The organism is Paraburkholderia sp. IMGN_8 (assembly GCF_038050405.1).
In the GTDB taxonomy this organism is placed as follows: domain Bacteria; phylum Pseudomonadota; class Gammaproteobacteria; order Burkholderiales; family Burkholderiaceae; genus Paraburkholderia.
The window spans coordinates 4,326,489-4,341,970 of the sequence record NZ_CP150901.1 but is presented as its reverse complement, the minus strand read 5'-3'; the positions used below and the strand labels follow the sequence as shown (position 1 = coordinate 4,341,970).

Here is a 15,482-nt window from a genome sequence, read left to right as displayed (position 1 = left end):
ATCCCTCGTCAATCGCAGGCCGACATGTCCGTGCTAACAAAAACAGGGCCAGCGTCCGACAATGCCTTGGGCGCTGGCGCATGGCGTGCCGGGTGCTTCTCTACGGGTCCGTGAACGCTTGCAAGGTGCGCTTGTGCATCCTGGCGCAAGCGGCAAATCGGATCTGCGTGACGGAAGTGACCGAGACGTGGCCGCTCCAGCCCGGGAAGGGCTGGCATCATTCGAAAGCTGTCGGCAGGCTACCTGAGCCGCGCAACCTGGCATGAGGCCGGATCGACCAAAGCAGTCGTCTGGCACATATCTACCTTCTCGCGTGACGGATTAGAAAATGGACGACGGACTGGAATTTCTGTTGGACAAGTACCAGCAAGGCTTGGCCCTTGAAGACGCCCGCGTGCGGTTTGCCGCATTGATTACCGTGGACGCGGAAAGCTTCCCGATGACGAGGTTCGTGACAATACGCTCATTCACCCGCGCAGGCATCTCTATCTCCGTCAGTGGCGGCAGCCCCAAAATCACGCATCTGATGTCGAACAGCAAATGGGAGCTCGCCGGATTTTGGCCGGTTCAACTATTTCAGTATCGTATCCGTGGCACGTACGAAATTCGCTGCGGCGAGGAAGAACGCGTCACCTGGCACATGAAGCCCGAAGCGAGCAGGGTCCTAGATGTCTACCACGAGAACGTTCGCCCTCAAAGCACACCACTGGCCTCCCGCGAGCAACTGCTCGAAGAAGTCGCGACGCTGCGACGCAATATAGACGCCGGATTGACACCGTTCGAGGCGAAAAAAGTGAGTTCCCTATGGCTTCGTCCGACATTCATTGAGACATGGGAAGGTTCAGACGACGATCGACTGCATGATCGCAGTATATGGAAACTTAGCGGACCGAAATGGGTGCGGACTCGACTGGTTCCCTGATGCTACGAATACCAATCATGACGGTATCGTACAGTTCTGCACTTCCTATCAGTCGTTCTTCGTGCAGGCACCATCTGTTTTCCATGACTTCGAGCTTCTTCAGAAGTCGTATTCATGTTGACTAAGGCGCCACGACGGATTCGACGTTGAGCTACAACGCGAGTAATTCCGATCTATAAGTTCAGCTGCATTGACTGCGTTTTCTTTCAAACGTAATTTCCACCCGACGGCGCCTTATCAGTGACATATCATCGCCCGGACTGGCCGGAGGGCATGGATCTTCGCATTCCCCGGTCATGACACGGTGCTTCTCGCACAGCGTCATCACGGCTTCCAAAAAAATGCGTTAAAAGACAGTAGTGCAACCCAATTCAACGATTGCGTACGATTCTCCCACTGCAGATAGCGAACTCACCACATCGATTTCAACGAAATTCGCACAGCGCGTCACCGACGCTGCGCTGACCTGGAAAACTAAAGGATTTGACCATGCCCAGCCAAGGCGCGACAGGCACGATGACGCTCATGTCAGTGACAGACGCCACATCCACGCGCGAGATTCGCACGTTACGCCTGGAAGCGTCGATAGACGGTAGCGCTGTCGTGCTGACCGATATCGACCGCAATACGCCGGGCATTCGTCGAGAAGTCCGCTATCAAATGACGGTCGCCGAGTTTGTCGCGGCGATTTGTGCGCACGGCGCTCAATCAACGATCGAGCTTCCAGAATGGTGACCAGAGCGCAGACCGAAAGTTTAAAAGAACCAGTGGGCTGAAAGAAAAATCAATCGAAGCGCGCTACGGCAAGCACGCAAACGCCTGACCATAGCACCCAGCGCTATCTGGTGTCGTGCTGTAGATATTTGCGTGTCCCGAACATCCGAGCTCACGCTTCACGCCGTTGGGCAACTGAGCCGACAGCCGCGCCGCCGGCGCCCCTCGTGGCGACAGACGCGGCCTCTCCGGTTCAGGTATGAGTAGCGGTGCAGGTGCCGGAGCCAACACCGGGGCCCGGCCATCGATCGCAACGACCGGCACGAAGGCTGACGACGCAGCGACCATGCCATCCCTCATAGGGGCATTTGGCTGTTCGCGCAGCCGAACCCATTTGCACAACTGGTTGGCATTCACCCCAGCCTTCAGGGCCACGCCCGACAGCGATGCGCCCGGTTGCAGGCCGGCCTCAATTAGTCGTTGCTTGTCCGCACGGTCGAAGCTTCGCTTGCCGCCGGTAACAACGCAAGTAATTCCCATCTATAAATCTGGCTGCATTGACTGCACTTTCTTTCAAACGTAATTTCCGCTCGACGACACCTTATCAGTGACATGTCGTCGCCCGGACTGGCCGGAGTGCACGGATCGTCGCATTCCCTGGCCATGATGCGGTGCTTCTCGCACAGCATCATCACGGGTTTCAAAAAAATGCGTCAGGAGACAGCAGTGCAATCCAATTCAGCGGCAGTAGACGTCCGTGCGTGGCTCGACGCCCAACGATTTTCGCCCTTCCAGTGGCTCGTAGTTTTTCTCTGCTTCTGTGTTGTCGCGGTCGACGGCTTCGACACAGCTTGCGTCGGATTCATTGCGCCCGCCTTGCGACATGAGTGGGCGGTAGGCCCATCGACGCTAGGGACCCTGTTCGGCGCCGGCCTGGCTGGCCTGATGGTCGGTGCATTTTCATTTGGGCCGATGGCAGATAAGGTCGGGCGAAAGAAAACGTTGATCGTGTGCGTGGGGTTCTTCGGAATTTCCAGCATCATGGCAGCCTACGCGCCGACAATCGGAGCGCTGATCGCGCTGCGTTTCGTCACTGGAATTGGACTTGGTGGCGCAATGCCAAATGCTATTGCGCTTACCTCCGAGTACTGCCCTGAAAAGCGCAAATCGTTTGTGACCACCGTGATGTTCTGCGGCTTTACTCTAGGCTCCGGCTGCGGCGGTCTTGTTGCAGCGGAACTGGTGCCCGCTTACGGATGGCGCAGTGTTCTCCTGTTTGGAGGCATCCTCCCGTTGGCCCTGATGCCTGTCCTGATCGCCTTAATGCCGGAGTCAGTACGCTATCTCGTCGCGAACAAGACGTCGCGTGTCAGGGTCGCTGCCCTGCTCCGTCGAATCAATCCGATTGAACTCGGTCCACACACTGAGTTCACACTAAATGAATTTAAAACGTCCGGCTCTCCAGTGCGTCAGCTATTCGCAAAGGGGTTCCGCAACGGTACGCTCCTGCTCTGGTGCGTATTTTTTATGAGTCTGCTGATCGTGTACCTCATGACCAGTTGGCTCCCGACGCTTATCCATAACGCCGGCATGACCTTGACGGACGCCTCCCGTGTCGCAGCTCTTTATCAAATCGGCGGTACAGTCGGCGCGCTGACACTTGGCCGCTTAATGGACAGATTTCGGCCACCGGTCGTGCTCGGTATCTCATACGCAGCGGCCGCGCCGTTCATCATCAGTCTCGGACAGGTTCACGGTCTCTGGCTAGCCGCATCTGTCGCAGGTGTAGGTTTCTTCATTAACGGATCACAGATTGGCGCCAACGCGTTTTCCGCTCAGTTTTATCCAACTGAAAGTCGAGTAACGGGAATAAGTTGGGCCTTGGGTGTGGGTCGGCTCGGCTCGATCTTTGGAGCGATGATGGGCGGTGTGCTTCTTGCGGCCAACATGCCGTTAAGCACACTATTCATTCTGTTCTCAATCCCAGCGGTACTCGCTTCCTTGGCTGCCTTCGGATGCGGGTTCGGTCCAAGCCAACCTGTCACAGTTCCGGCAAATCCGTAATTTCTACCGTGCGACGTCGCATCTGACGGCAATGAGTGGGGCCTTTTCGACAGCGTTGGCCCCGCAATTTATGAAACGCGCGGTGATATTGCCTAGCACTCACGCGTCGAAGCCTTCATCGGGAAGAACGCGAGCACACGAAGGATTAGTGGACGTCGTCGTTCTTTTTTCCCGCAATGCAGATTCTAGCTTAGTAAAATGAATATAACCGTAAGCAGGCGCCTGCTCGTCGCTATGATTCTCCCTGTTGTCGGAATCCTGTTCACCGGCACATATGGAATGCTGGCTCTCCGCGTCGACCAGCAACATCTCTCCTTTGCCCAGACGACTTTCCTAACCCGGTTATCGGACCTTAACTCGACGCAGGAAACACTTCATGCGCTTGAATCTCTTTCCTACCAACACCTTCTTGCAGAGACGGTCGACGAGAAGGCGCAAGTGGAAACTGTCATGGCCAGTAAGCTGGCGACGCTTGACGATGCCGTAGCTAAATACCGGCACGAAGATGACCAAAGTGACTCGACAGAGAAGACAGTGATTGAATCTGGCGCCACCAGCGAGATGGCCTATCGAGCTGCGCTGTCGAGCTTTCTCGAGAAGTCTCGAGGCGGTCACATCAACGACGCCCGCAGCAGCTTGCTGCCCGGTGGCGAGTTGAACAGCGCCGCCGTTGCGGTGGACGCCCAGTTGAAGAGGCACGTGAGATACAACAGTGCGCAAGTGGACGAATATGGGATCGACGCTCGTCGCCGGTACGCACGGTCCATACTGGTGTCCTGCCTCGTCATGGGATTCGGAATTGTCACGACAGTATGGACGGGCTTTCGCCTGCACACTGTCGTTTGCGGCGGGTTGCGCCGTATGAGAAACAAAATGATGGAGATTGCCGAATCGCTGGATCTTTCCAAGAGAACTGCAAGCCCTCGAAAGGATGAGTTTGGACTCGCGGCTACAGCGTTCGACCAGTTGATGAGCCGTGTCGAAGATACGGTCGTCAGTGTGCGCCGTTCTGCCGATTCGGTTTCAACGTCGACTAAGGAAATCGCCGCTGGGAACATCGACCTGTCATCCCGAACGGAAGAGCACGCGGCATCGCTGGAAGAGACGGCTGCGACGATAGGAATACTATCGGAGACTGTGAGGCAGAACGCCGAAAATGCGCGCCAAGCCAATGAACTGACAGTCAATACTTCGAGAATTGCTGACGAGGGTGCCGAAGCTGTTCAAGAAATGCTCAGGACGATGCACTTAATGAACAACAGTTCGAGCAAGATTTCCGAAATTATCGGCCTTATAGAGGGGATTGCATTCCAGACCAATATCCTCGCATTGAACGCGGCTGTTGAAGCCGCTCGCGCCGGCGAGCAGGGGCGCGGCTTTGCCGTGGTCGCCAGCGAGGTCCGAAACCTGGCGCAACGCTCGTCGGCGGCGGCCGGGGAGATCAAGGAATTGATCACGTCGTCTGTCGAAATGGTCCGTGACGGCTCGCTCCGTGCAGTCGGAGTCAGTGAACGGGTCGACGAGATGAAGCTTGCGATACAGCACGTCTCTGGAATTGTTGGCGAGATTGCGACCGCCTCTGAAGAGCAAAGCCGTGGCATTCAGCAGATAAATGTTGCGATAGACCAGATGGATGAGGTTACGCTTCAGAACGCAGCATTGGTGGAGCAATCGGCAGCTGCTGCGCAGTCGCTCGAACACCAAGCTAGCAATCTCACGGAAGCTGTTTCCGCGTTCAAGGTCACTGGGACAATTACTACTGCCTGAAGCCGCGAGTCACAGCGACTTCCGGTTCGAACGGAAAAGCGGTGGTTCTCCGCAAATAACCGACCTTGCCCGCGAACTTCATCTTTTTTACAGGTAAGCTCAAGGAGCCCCGTGGGGCCCCGTCAAGGCTTACGTAACGGTGTCGGCAAGTCCCCGGTCCGTAACATCGCCTACTTAAAATTTCCCTGCCACATCTTGCGACCGTAGAATGATTCGACGGAGGAGGCCCTTCAGGAAACCAACCTCCTCTTCGCTAAGAACGGTCAGGATAGAATCGAAGACTTCCGCGAATATTGTGGGAATCTTTTGAGCAAGTACCTGCCCCTCGTCGGTCAAAGCTACGCGACTAAAGCGCCTATCCTTTTCGCTCCGTATTCGCTTAAGCAGTCCACGTCTTTCCAGCCGATCGATCAGACGAGTCACTGCGCTGGCGCTAATCGCGAACTCTCGCGCAAGATCGGTACCGGTCAGGCACCGCCCGCTGTTGACCATGACGAGCGTTGTGGCCTGCATACTTGTCACGCCGGCTACAGCCAGGGTCTGCTGCGTGACCATGTTCCACATGGTCGCACGCGTCCGGCTTATTAGATACGCAACGTTGTCGCACAGTTGAAAATCGTCAAGATTTGACTCCGGAGGGCAGGGCCACATTTCGTTCATTGCTATCTCGTTCAAATCCCAACACGCCGGCTATGACTCAGCCGTTCGATGTCCAACCAACGTGAACGCACACCAAATCAGGTCACAAACTGGCGCCTTCAACGCGTCAATGAAGGTAAGACTTGCGATGCGATATCGGTGCCTTGAGTTCGGCTTCCAGCAACCGAGTAACGAATGCCTGCTCCATATCGGATCTCGAACTCGCCTCGAACGAAGCGGCTTTTTCGCGTGGAACTCGAGATCAAGACGCCTGCACTGATATTTTCAGGAACGTGATATCTCGGAATGGCTCAGGGAATGAACGTGGCCATGTAGATGTCAGGAGTATCAGGGCGATAGCTCCTCAAGTGTGATGCCAGCTGTTTCGGTCGTAAATAGCGAGGCCGCTGCACCCAGTAAGGCGGCGGTACCAAATAGCGCTACGACGCCGCGTATGCCATATCCGTTGAGCACCAGCGGGACAAGCAACGGAGCCACCGTTGACGCAATTCGTAACCAAGCCGTGGCGATACCGACCCCAAACGCACGGATTCGTGTCGGGTATATCTCCGGGGTATATAGATATAGCAGCGTTGCGTTCGCGGCGATGAACAGATAGCTGAATGCTACGAGAAGCTGCGTGGTCCATGCATCTCTTAGGCCCGTGAGCGCCAGACCAATGAGCCCCAAAGCTCCCAACAGAAAAGCACACGTAAACCAGACTTTCCGACCAACGCGGTCCACCAGAAGCGCACAAAGCGCAGCACCCACCAAGCCAGCGATGCCGGTAGCGACACTGAAGCCTAGAGCCTGTTTTAGCGGGAGGTTGAAATGGCTACGATAGATGGTCGGCAACCACGCCGTGAGACCATAAGTAATGAAGTACGTCGAGCTCCACAGAGCCCAAACGACTGCGGTGCGCCTACCGTACCGCCCTCTAAACAGCTCTCGCCACGCGCCTTGCCTGGCGCGGCCGGAATCGACCGCCGCCGTTGCGACATACTCTGTCGCAAGCGGCTGGGCCGGAAAAGCCGACGGGTCGGCTCCGAGCCGCTTCAGCACATCTGCTCCTTCCTCCAACCGGCCGACTGAGACAAGCCATCTCGGTGATTCAGGCAACCCGCGTCTGATGGCGAAAAGCACAGGGGCCGGGATGGCGCCCAAGATAAACATACTCTGCCAGCCCAATGTAGGAACCAACATCATTCCCGCGACACCGGCCCCGACCATCCCAGCCGGAAAGATGAGTTCATAGAGCATGAAAAAGCGGCCGCGCCCACGCGCAGGACTAATTTCGCTAATGTATGCCGCAGCAACTGGCATCTCGCCTCCGAGTCCGATTCCCTGTATGAACCGCATCACGAACAGCGAGTGGTAGCCACCAGCTCCTGCGCAGCCAAGACTAGCCACAGAAAATAGTGCTATCGTGGCCAGAGCGGTCCGAACACGCCCCAGTCTTTCTGCGAGCTGGCTGAAGAAAAGCGCGCCAATCAGTTGGCCGAGAAAGCCCACCGATATCAGAGCTCCGATTTGACTGCCACTGAGATGCCACAACGGCGCTATGACGGGCATGACATAGGCAATCGTCAGTACATCGAACCCGTCGAAAAAGGTAGCAAATCCAAACGCGATGCGCGCCCGCAAGAGAAGCCGCGAGACCGCCATTTTTCCTGCCGAAGGAGAGATCGGTTTCCCGCTTGGCAAAGCGGAGAAGTGCATGTGTAGTCTCCACAGTTAAAGTCGCTCGTCTTTTTGGCCGGCAGAAGCAGCCATTCTTTATCCGGTATCAGATAACACTAGCCCGCCTGCTAGCCAACAGCTCTAGCTGCCGGGTAGCGTCCGCAAGAGGCAGAGTTTCCAGCCCTAACATCGAAAGGCGGATCGAGATTGCCTCTACTTCTTGCTGACGCGGAATCGGCATCGGCGCAGTCATAGCTGGTGAGCTAACAAGACCACGAAGCCAGGAAGCAATCTTGTAACGAACGTGCAGCCGCCCCCACTCGGCATAGATGTAGTCGTGAAGGTCTCGCAAGCCTGCATTCCACACGGAATTCGCAGTTTCCAGATCCTTCCGTTCCCACGCATCGATATGCTGAAGCATCGGTTCGAGGGCATAGCACCAGGATCCCGATATGGTTCCGTCAAAGGCACCAGTGGCGAGGTTTTCGTGGAAGTACTGCGCGGCGGCGCCAAGCACCGCGACATGAGGCGCACGCTCCTTGAGCGCAAGGGAAATCGCGCGATGTCCCTCGTAGTTGTACGTCATCTTCCATCCGACGATGTTTGGCACTGCGGCGCAGATGGCGAGGGTCGCCTCAAGCGGCAGCCCGATGCCATAGCGACTACTGGGCGCGGCCACAGGATGAGTGAAAATTGGAAGGTCAACGACCCGATCCTGAAGACGAATCTGATCTAACCACACCTCTGGGTATTTCACGGCGTCCCAGCTGGTAGTCACGTCCATCGAGCCACCCGGTGGAATCACAAAGATCCCGTTTGCTCCAATTGCTTTAGCATCGCGGGCGGTGTCAACACAATCTTCCGTCGTCCAACCGAACGTCCCGGCGAGAACGGGAACTTGCCCGTCCGCCTCCTCGAGGATAATTTCGAGCACGCGGCGCTTCTCGATACGCGACAGATAAAATACGTCGCCAGCCTCTGCATTTGCAACGAGGCCACCTCGTCTCTTAAAATCAGGGTTACGAACAAAATGCTGCACTAGTCGTCGAATGCCCTCTTCATCGGGCCTCCCGGCTTCGGTAAGGGGCAACACAAGGGCCACATGGAACCGCTTGTTCAACGCGTAGGTCATCGTCTCCTCCTTGTTTTTCGTTTAGCTAGCACGGACTCTGTCCTCGCCACGGCGTTTGAGCAGTGCTGCCGGCGCGAACTGCATGAAACGAGTATGCAATGACGTCTCGGCTACGTCGATGCACTGAGCGTGATACCGCAACATCACGGAGAATGAAGTTTGCTAAAAGATCTCAACCTGCTGTTTGTGTTCGACGCAATGTGCAAAAATCGGTCCGTCTCCGCTTCCGCCGAAGCGCTAGGTGTATCGCAATCTGCAGTGAGCAACTCACTCAAGCGGTTACGCGAGCAGTACAACGACAAGCTCTTCACTCTGGTTGGCCGTCGTATGGAGCCAACACCATTTGCACTTTCGATTGCCCCGGCCCTTCTTGACGCCCTGGAATCCATCCGGGGGACAACAGAGCAATGCGAAGTATTTGTCCCGTCGACAATAAGACGCTCATTTACTGTTCGCACACGTGATGTGGGTGAGGTTGTTTGCTTCCCTAGCATCCTCGAGGGACTTGACCGCGAAGCTCCACGAGCGCAGTTGCGCGGCACCTTCCTGTCGCATGAAGATACCTTTGCCGGCTTGGCAAAAGGCCACATCGACGTCGCACTAGGCTATCTGCCCGCTCTCAAGACTGATTTCCACTATGCGCCTCTGTTTGAGCAGCGGCACGTGCTCGTGATGAGGAGTTCGCATCCCGCCGCCGCAGTACAGTTGTCAGAACGAATCCTGGAAGAGTTTCAGTTCGTGCTGGTGGAATACGAAGGCAGCGAAAGGCTGATCTTTGAACGAGCGCTAATTGACGCGGGCGCGCGCGGGCGCATCAAAGTACGACTTCCTCAATTCATGCCTGCCGCACATATCGTTTCCCGCTCTGACCTCGTATGGATTGCGCCAGAAACAGTCGCACGAAGCGCGGCCGAGAACTACCCGCTTATACTTCGCGAATGCCCATATCCGATTGAAGACCTGCCTATCGGCGTCTACTGGCACGACCGGTACCACAAAGACAGTGCAAATGCCTGGTTCCGCAGTCTCATCGTTCGAACTTGTTCGTCCCCGCCTGGCTCAAGGCCAATGTTTACTCCCTGAACCAGGCTGACCGTCGACGCATCAGAAAGTGTGTCGCATGCCCATCATTACGCCGGTTTGAGCGCCGCCGGGCGGAGGAGTGCTTCCCGGGCCGCCGCCGCTGATTGACAATGCAAGAGAACCATCATTGTAGATTCGACCGCCCATTGCGTAGACAGTCGTACGCTTCGAAAGGACGTAGGTGGCTCTCACGACGCCCATCGTCGCCTTGTTATCGCTGTTCTTGAACGTAATCCTGAAGGCTTCACCATCAATAATCCAGCTTGGCGTCAATGTATAGGCGGCACCGAGGTACCACAAATCGCTTTTTGGCGTCGCAGCACTACCTTCGTTGTTCCGATGAAGAAGGCCACCGCCGACCTTTAATTTTCCGACAGTGAAGTACCCGTTTGCGGACAAACGAGTATCGCTCAACGAGCTTCTCGTAAGCCCACCGAACGCACCCGGACCACCGCGAATCTGATCAGCTGCCAATGCCACCCCGAAGGACGATGCGTCATATTTCAGCAGCGCGGACCATTCACGACAAGCGCGCGAATCACCCGCACTCTGGCCTGCGCAGTTCGTTCCCGCAGGACTCGGTCCGCCATTTGCACCATCGCGGCCAAAGCTGTACATCGCGCCGACGGTCACGCCACTAAACGTTCCGCGATATGCGATTGCATTGTCTGCACGCGCGTTTGCAAGGTAGCTGTCCATTGATGCAGAAGCAAAAACAGCCGGACCCAGCAGATCCGCGTCAATCAATCCCCACGCGAGCATGGTGTATTGCCGCCCGAGTGTCAGCGTGCCCCATCGCCCTGAGAGCCCCACAAAAGCCTGCCGTCCAAAAAGACGGCCACCCTGTCCAAGGGTGCCATTATTGGGAGCGAATCCCGACTCAAGGACGAAAATGGCAAGCAGTCCATCGCCGAGATTTTCTTGCCCTCGAATGCCCCATCGCGACGGGACGCCTGCGGTGTTCGTTGGCATGCGCGCCAAGCTCTTTCCACGTGGCCCAACGTTCGTCACATACTCCACACCGGTGTCAATGATGCCGTACAAGGTGATGGTTGATGGTAGCTCGACTCCCTGCCGTGCGTCTTTCTCTGCCTCGACACGCCGCTCCGCCTGCTGGATACCGGGATGGCCCTGATCTTGCTGCTGCTCCGCCACTTGCGCGTGCGCAGAGCCAACGCACAACGCCATCGCTGCCGCGATAATGTATTTATGCTTCATCGCCTGCCAGTCTCCATTTTTTATTTGCTGATTCAACCGCCGTTACCTACCGCATGCGATTTTTCCCGACTTTCATCAACCGATTTCTCACAAGGCAATCGTTCGACTCATCGCGGAAAAATCGCGTGATTCCGTGGGGTTCGTCAAGATTTGCGAGAAATTTGAGGTCTGATCGAGGTTCCAAATGAATTTCAGAACCTAGGGATAGTGTTCAAAACACGCTCGGCGACACCGACCTGACAACGTAAGTATCGCCAAGTGAAATCAATGAGACGAAACGTGCGAATTCCGTGTTCTATTCAGCATAGATGGAGTCGCGCGGTCTGTGCTTCGGCTCGTCTGAGCCGAATCCGGACGCACTCATACCACGAATTCCTGCAGAATTCGGCGGCGTACCATCCAAAGATTGCTCAAGGCGAACAGCGTTTGCAATTGCTGCGTGTTCTTCGCCAATCCACGATAACGCACCTTGAGATGGCCGAACTGGCGCTTGATAACGCGAAACGGATGCTCCACCTTGGCACGAATACGTGCCTTCAGCCTTTCGCGTTCGTCAAGCAGTTGGCCCAGCGGTGTGTCCTTGTTCAAGGCACGACGCTTACCTGGACGCATGGCGATGTGCCAGTTGACCTTGACGTCTTGCATTTCCTCGCGCTTTTGCACGCCTTGGTAACCCGCATCGCCAAACACCTCGCGTTCGTCACCATGCACGAGCGCATGCGCTTGCGTCACATCGTTGACGTTGGCAGCCGTCCCCACTACCGTGTGCACGAGACCCGAGTCGGCGTCCACGCCGATATGACACTTCATGCCAAAGTGCCATTCATTTCCCTTCTTGGTCTGATGCATTTCGGGATCGCGCTCACCGCCCTTGTTCTTGGTCGAACTCGGCGCGGCAATCAGTGTGGCATCAACCGCCGTCCCTTCCTTAAGCATGTAGCCCTTCGCACTGAGCTGGGCGTTGACGGTCACCAGAAATTGCTCGGCCAACCGGTGTTGTTCCAGCAGATGCCGAAAGCGCAGGATACTGACCCGATCCGGCAATCGGCTCATGCCGCCCAGCTCGGCAAATTCGCGATACAGCGGTACGTCGTACAGCGCCTCTTCCATCGCGACATCGCTCAGGCCAAACCATTGTTGCAGGAAGTGGATGCGCAACATTGCTTCAATCGGAAATGGCCGGCGACCCGTCGCCTTGGTCGGCGCGTGCGGTTCTATCAGCGCCACGAATTCGTTCCATGGCACCACGCGCTCCATCTCATCCAGGAGCGCGCGCTTGCGCGTGCGCCGGTTCGTCAGGTCAAGATTCAGGTCGGTCTGTTTCATGCGCTCATTGTGCCAGGCAACCTCAGTCCTGAACATTCCACGTTGACTGAGTTTTGAACACCATCCCTAGCGGTGAAAAAATTAATATATTTAGCAGTATTCCTAATTATATTAATGAATAAATCTCGGATTTTTCACGTTCAGCCTGCGATCTTCGTCAAGGAAGTAATTTTGACCTTATAGAACGCGGGCAACAGATGGATCCTCTCCTAAGCTCCCGTGAGGCGATTGTGTCTTGCCAGTTAAGTTCTATCCATAGCGTTTCAATTATTGTTTAGTATCACCGGTGCTTGTGCAAAGCAGCGCGTGGAACACGCAAGAAATCGCGCGAGGGGTGGCCTTGGGGGGCAGGAGGGATTGCGGCAAACGTCTTCGTGACATCGACGGAGCGCCCAAGGCAACGAAGACACAAATGCGCGGCAGTCTTGAAAGACAGCGTTTCCCGGTCGCTAACGCGACGTCTTTAGACCGGCAAGTCAGATGAGATCAGAAATCGCGCCTGTCATGAGGAAAACTCCTCGAATATCGTTTGCCGCAGCCACTGATTGCCTGGTTCCCGGTGATGTCTGCCATGCCAAAGCACGTTGATTACTATCTGCGGGATTTTCACAGGGCATACGGCAGCCTCCAAATCGAACGGCTCTAACGTTCGCTTCGCGTAGGCTTCCGGCACGACCGCGATCAGGTCGGTTGTCTGCAGAATGTGCCCGACGGCGACAAAGTGAGGTACTTGCAGCCGTACTTTCCTCGTAATCCCTGCGCGCTGGATAAACTCGTCAACCATGCCGTGCCCGGTTCCTGCGGCAACAATCGCCACGTGTTCTGCGGCACAGAAAGACTTCAGGGTTATCCCCTGCTCAGCAAGCGGATGCCCTTTTCGAAAGAGGCATACATAGCGCTGACTGAACAGCCGTCGCTGAAAGAAGCCAGTCTTCAGGTCCGGCAAAAAACCAATCGCGAGGTCGGTCCTTGCGTTTTCCATCTCATCGCGAAGGTTCACCGCAGTGTTTCGTACCGTGCTCAAGGTGATCCCGGGTGCTACCTCAGACAGCCTCTTCATCAACGCCGGAAGAAACGATATTTCACCGATATCGGTCATCGCGACTGTGAAGTTGCGCGCACTCGTCGCCGGGTCAAACTCCGCCTTCGAATTCAGCGTGTCATGGATTGTCCCGAGCGCGAACGCTATCGGCTCTGCGAGCCTCTCCGATAGAGGCGTAGGCACCATGCCTTTTGATGTGTTAAGGAACACGTCGTCCCCAAGCAACTTCCGCAGACGGCTCAGGGCGTTACTAACTGCGGGCTGAGACATTCCTAGAGTGCGCGCCGCCGCCGATACACGCCCCTGGTGAAGCAATTCATTGAACACGACAAGCAAATTCAAGTCGATGTCTCGAAGTTCCATCTGCATACCTTTATCAGGCTGGTCTATAGATCCTATTCACCACCTTCTATTTCTAAATACTCTCGTGTGCATCACCATACAACCAATGATCACGGGATGCACTCTGCCGCTACATGTCGAAGGTAGGCCGCAACCGATCGCGGTAGCTTAGCCGCATTTCTTTCGATGCGTATCGGTTCTTGCTGAAAGAGAGGCTCTGCGTGTCGACCCCGTGACTTCGCGGCTCGGATGCGGTCCGCATGTGCGATGTCCGTAGAAAATACATAGGAGACAGATTCATGGCGATCCAACAGGTTCACTCCGCGCCTCCGGAGAAGCGGGTCCATTCGGCCACAGAGGATTTTGACCTCTTTCAGCTGCCGAAAACGTATTACGACAATCCTTATCCCTTCTTTAAACACCTGCGGGACAACGAGCCAGCGCACGTCAACTCAGACGGGTCGGTTCTACTCACTCGCTACGATGACGTCAAGGCTGTCTGGCGAGACCTTTCCGGCGTGGTAAATCGGGAGGCGGCATACCGCGAAAAATTTGGCGAAGGTCCGCTGCTGGAACAGCACACTACCAGCATGCTCTTTCGCGATCCGCCGGATCACGACCGTCTCCGTGAGGTGGTAAATCCTTTCTTCACCCAGTTCGGCATTGAGCGACTGCGGGTTAGCGTGCACGAGATTGTGGCGACACTCCTCGACGAACTTGAGGACAACAACAACGTCGATTACGTCGCCGACTTTGCTTCTCGTATCCCGATCCAGGTTATTTGCGACATTTTCGGCGTTCCGCGCTCGGACGGCCCGCGCATCCGCGATCTTGGTGCCCAGGTCCTTTTCCCGCTGAACCCAGCCGTGTCTGCTGAGGCGATCGCTGCCGGACACAAGGCAACTGCGGAATTCAAGGCCTACCTACTTGACTACGTCAACGAATGGCGCGCCCGACCGGTTGAAGATACGCCTAGCAACATCATCAGTGCCCTCGTGAAAGCGGAAAAGAGTGGTCAACAGATCAGCGAGAACGAGATGTTGCACATGTGCATTCTCGTGCTTAACGGCGGTCACGAGACAACCACCAATCTCATCGGTCTTTCAACGCTCGCGCTAATTCAGAACCGTGACCAGTTTGAGCGCATGGCCACCGATGCCTCCGTCGTTACTATGGGCATCGAGGAATGCCTCCGTTACGCTAGCCCTCTGCAACTCCAGGGCCGCCGGACCACGCGTGAGGTGCAGATTCCTAGCGGCGGAATGATTGCGCCCAACACGGAGGTCATCGTCGCTCAAGCGTCCGCCAACCGCGACGAGCGGATATTTGACTCCCCGGAAAAATTCGATTTGGGTCGCCGTCCCAATCCCCACCTTGCGTTCGGGGCCGGCATTCATGTGTGTCTCGGTCGACCCTTGGCGCGGCTGGAAGCCAGCATCGCTCTGCCGGCCATCACCAAACGCTTTCCGAAGCTCGACCTGCGCGAAGGCTTGAGCTTTAACCCGAACGCTCGCTTCCGTGGCATTCGTACCATGCCAGTAACGCTGGTGTAA

The 15,482-nt window shown here is 56.0% G+C and carries 13 protein-coding genes; 6 read left to right on the top strand and 7 right to left on the bottom strand.

Translation table 11 applies throughout. From position 1 onward, the window contains the following. The first annotated feature begins 328 nt into the window (after nucleotides 1-328). Both WN982_RS40560 and WN982_RS40555 read left to right on the top strand, forming a co-directional pair. Nucleotides 329-922, top strand: a complete 594-nt coding sequence (locus WN982_RS40560) for a pyridoxamine 5'-phosphate oxidase family protein (RefSeq protein ID WP_341317558.1) — start codon at nucleotides 329-331, stop codon at nucleotides 920-922. A 489-nt stretch (nucleotides 923-1,411) separates the two neighbouring features. After that, the gene (locus tag WN982_RS40555; RefSeq protein ID WP_341317557.1) at nucleotides 1,412-1,657 is read left to right on the top strand and encodes a hypothetical protein; all 246 of its coding nucleotides are present in this window, start codon (nucleotides 1,412-1,414) and stop codon (nucleotides 1,655-1,657) included. Between the two features lie 63 nt (nucleotides 1,658-1,720). Here WN982_RS40555 and WN982_RS40550 read toward each other — a convergent pair whose 3' ends face one another. Next, on the bottom strand, nucleotides 1,721-2,176 hold the full coding sequence (locus tag WN982_RS40550) for a transposase (RefSeq protein WP_341317556.1): 456 nt from the start codon (nucleotides 2,174-2,176) through the stop codon (nucleotides 1,721-1,723). Nucleotides 2,177-2,362: 186 nt separating this feature from the next. Between WN982_RS40550 and WN982_RS40545 the strand changes: the two genes are divergently transcribed. Continuing rightward, nucleotides 2,363-3,700: an aromatic acid/H+ symport family MFS transporter gene (locus WN982_RS40545; protein WP_341317555.1), complete on the top strand. Its 1,338-nt coding sequence runs from the start codon at nucleotides 2,363-2,365 to the stop codon at nucleotides 3,698-3,700. 198 nt (nucleotides 3,701-3,898) lie between these two features. Next, a complete protein-coding gene (locus WN982_RS40540; protein ID WP_341317554.1) occupies nucleotides 3,899-5,467 on the top strand; it encodes a methyl-accepting chemotaxis protein in 1,569 nt (522 codons plus the stop codon). 174 nt (nucleotides 5,468-5,641) lie between these two features. Here WN982_RS40540 and WN982_RS40535 read toward each other — a convergent pair whose 3' ends face one another. From WN982_RS40535 to WN982_RS40525, 3 genes are all read right to left on the bottom strand, one after another. Beyond that, on the bottom strand, nucleotides 5,642-6,127 hold the full coding sequence (locus tag WN982_RS40535) for a MarR family transcriptional regulator (protein WP_341317553.1): 486 nt from the start codon (nucleotides 6,125-6,127) through the stop codon (nucleotides 5,642-5,644). Nucleotides 6,128-6,454: 327 nt separating this feature from the next. After that, a complete protein-coding gene (locus tag WN982_RS40530; protein WP_341317552.1) occupies nucleotides 6,455-7,825 on the bottom strand; it encodes an MFS transporter in 1,371 nt (456 codons plus the stop codon). 67 nt (nucleotides 7,826-7,892) lie between these two features. Next, nucleotides 7,893-8,918 (bottom strand): dihydrodipicolinate synthase family protein, encoded by a 1,026-nt coding sequence (locus tag WN982_RS40525; protein ID WP_341317551.1) that lies wholly within the window; start codon nucleotides 8,916-8,918, stop codon nucleotides 7,893-7,895. Nucleotides 8,919-9,077: 159 nt separating this feature from the next. Between WN982_RS40525 and WN982_RS40520 the strand changes: the two genes are divergently transcribed. Continuing rightward, complete coding sequence (locus WN982_RS40520) at nucleotides 9,078-10,001, top strand: LysR family transcriptional regulator (protein WP_341317550.1); 924 nt, start codon at nucleotides 9,078-9,080, stop codon at nucleotides 9,999-10,001. Nucleotides 10,002-10,022: 21 nt separating this feature from the next. Here WN982_RS40520 and WN982_RS40515 read toward each other — a convergent pair whose 3' ends face one another. From WN982_RS40515 to WN982_RS40505, 3 genes are all read right to left on the bottom strand, one after another. Then, a complete protein-coding gene (locus tag WN982_RS40515; RefSeq protein WP_341317549.1) occupies nucleotides 10,023-11,255 on the bottom strand; it encodes a porin in 1,233 nt (410 codons plus the stop codon). A gap of 324 nt (nucleotides 11,256-11,579) precedes the next feature. Then, a complete protein-coding gene (locus WN982_RS40510; RefSeq protein WP_341314750.1) occupies nucleotides 11,580-12,545 on the bottom strand; it encodes an IS5 family transposase in 966 nt (321 codons plus the stop codon). 502 nt (nucleotides 12,546-13,047) lie between these two features. Further along, entirely contained in the window at nucleotides 13,048-13,950 is a 903-nt protein-coding gene (locus WN982_RS40505; RefSeq protein ID WP_341319579.1) for a LysR family transcriptional regulator, read from the bottom strand. 278 nt (nucleotides 13,951-14,228) lie between these two features. Between WN982_RS40505 and WN982_RS40500 the strand changes: the two genes are divergently transcribed. Further along, entirely contained in the window at nucleotides 14,229-15,482 is a 1,254-nt protein-coding gene (locus WN982_RS40500; RefSeq protein ID WP_341317548.1) for a cytochrome P450, read from the top strand.

Excerpts from the sequence above, each read along its gene's own strand:
- WN982_RS40560 (WP_341317558.1), top strand. The coding sequence starts at position 329 with ATGGACGACGGACTGGAATTTCTGTTGGACAAGTACCAGCAAGGCTTG.
- WN982_RS40555 (WP_341317557.1), top strand. The coding sequence starts at position 1,412 with ATGCCCAGCCAAGGCGCGACAGGCACGATGACGCTCATGTCAGTGACA.
- WN982_RS40550 (WP_341317556.1), bottom strand. The coding sequence starts at position 2,176 with ATGGGAATTACTTGCGTTGTTACCGGCGGCAAGCGAAGCTTCGACCGT.
- WN982_RS40540 (WP_341317554.1), top strand. The coding sequence starts at position 3,899 with ATGAATATAACCGTAAGCAGGCGCCTGCTCGTCGCTATGATTCTCCCT.
- WN982_RS40535 (WP_341317553.1), bottom strand. The coding sequence starts at position 6,127 with ATGAACGAAATGTGGCCCTGCCCTCCGGAGTCAAATCTTGACGATTTT.
- WN982_RS40530 (WP_341317552.1), bottom strand. The coding sequence starts at position 7,825 with ATGCACTTCTCCGCTTTGCCAAGCGGGAAACCGATCTCTCCTTCGGCA.
- WN982_RS40525 (WP_341317551.1), bottom strand. The coding sequence starts at position 8,918 with ATGACCTACGCGTTGAACAAGCGGTTCCATGTGGCCCTTGTGTTGCCC.
- WN982_RS40510 (WP_341314750.1), bottom strand. The coding sequence starts at position 12,545 with ATGAAACAGACCGACCTGAATCTTGACCTGACGAACCGGCGCACGCGC.
- WN982_RS40505 (WP_341319579.1), bottom strand. The coding sequence starts at position 13,950 with ATGGAACTTCGAGACATCGACTTGAATTTGCTTGTCGTGTTCAATGAA.
- WN982_RS40500 (WP_341317548.1), top strand. The coding sequence starts at position 14,229 with ATGGCGATCCAACAGGTTCACTCCGCGCCTCCGGAGAAGCGGGTCCAT.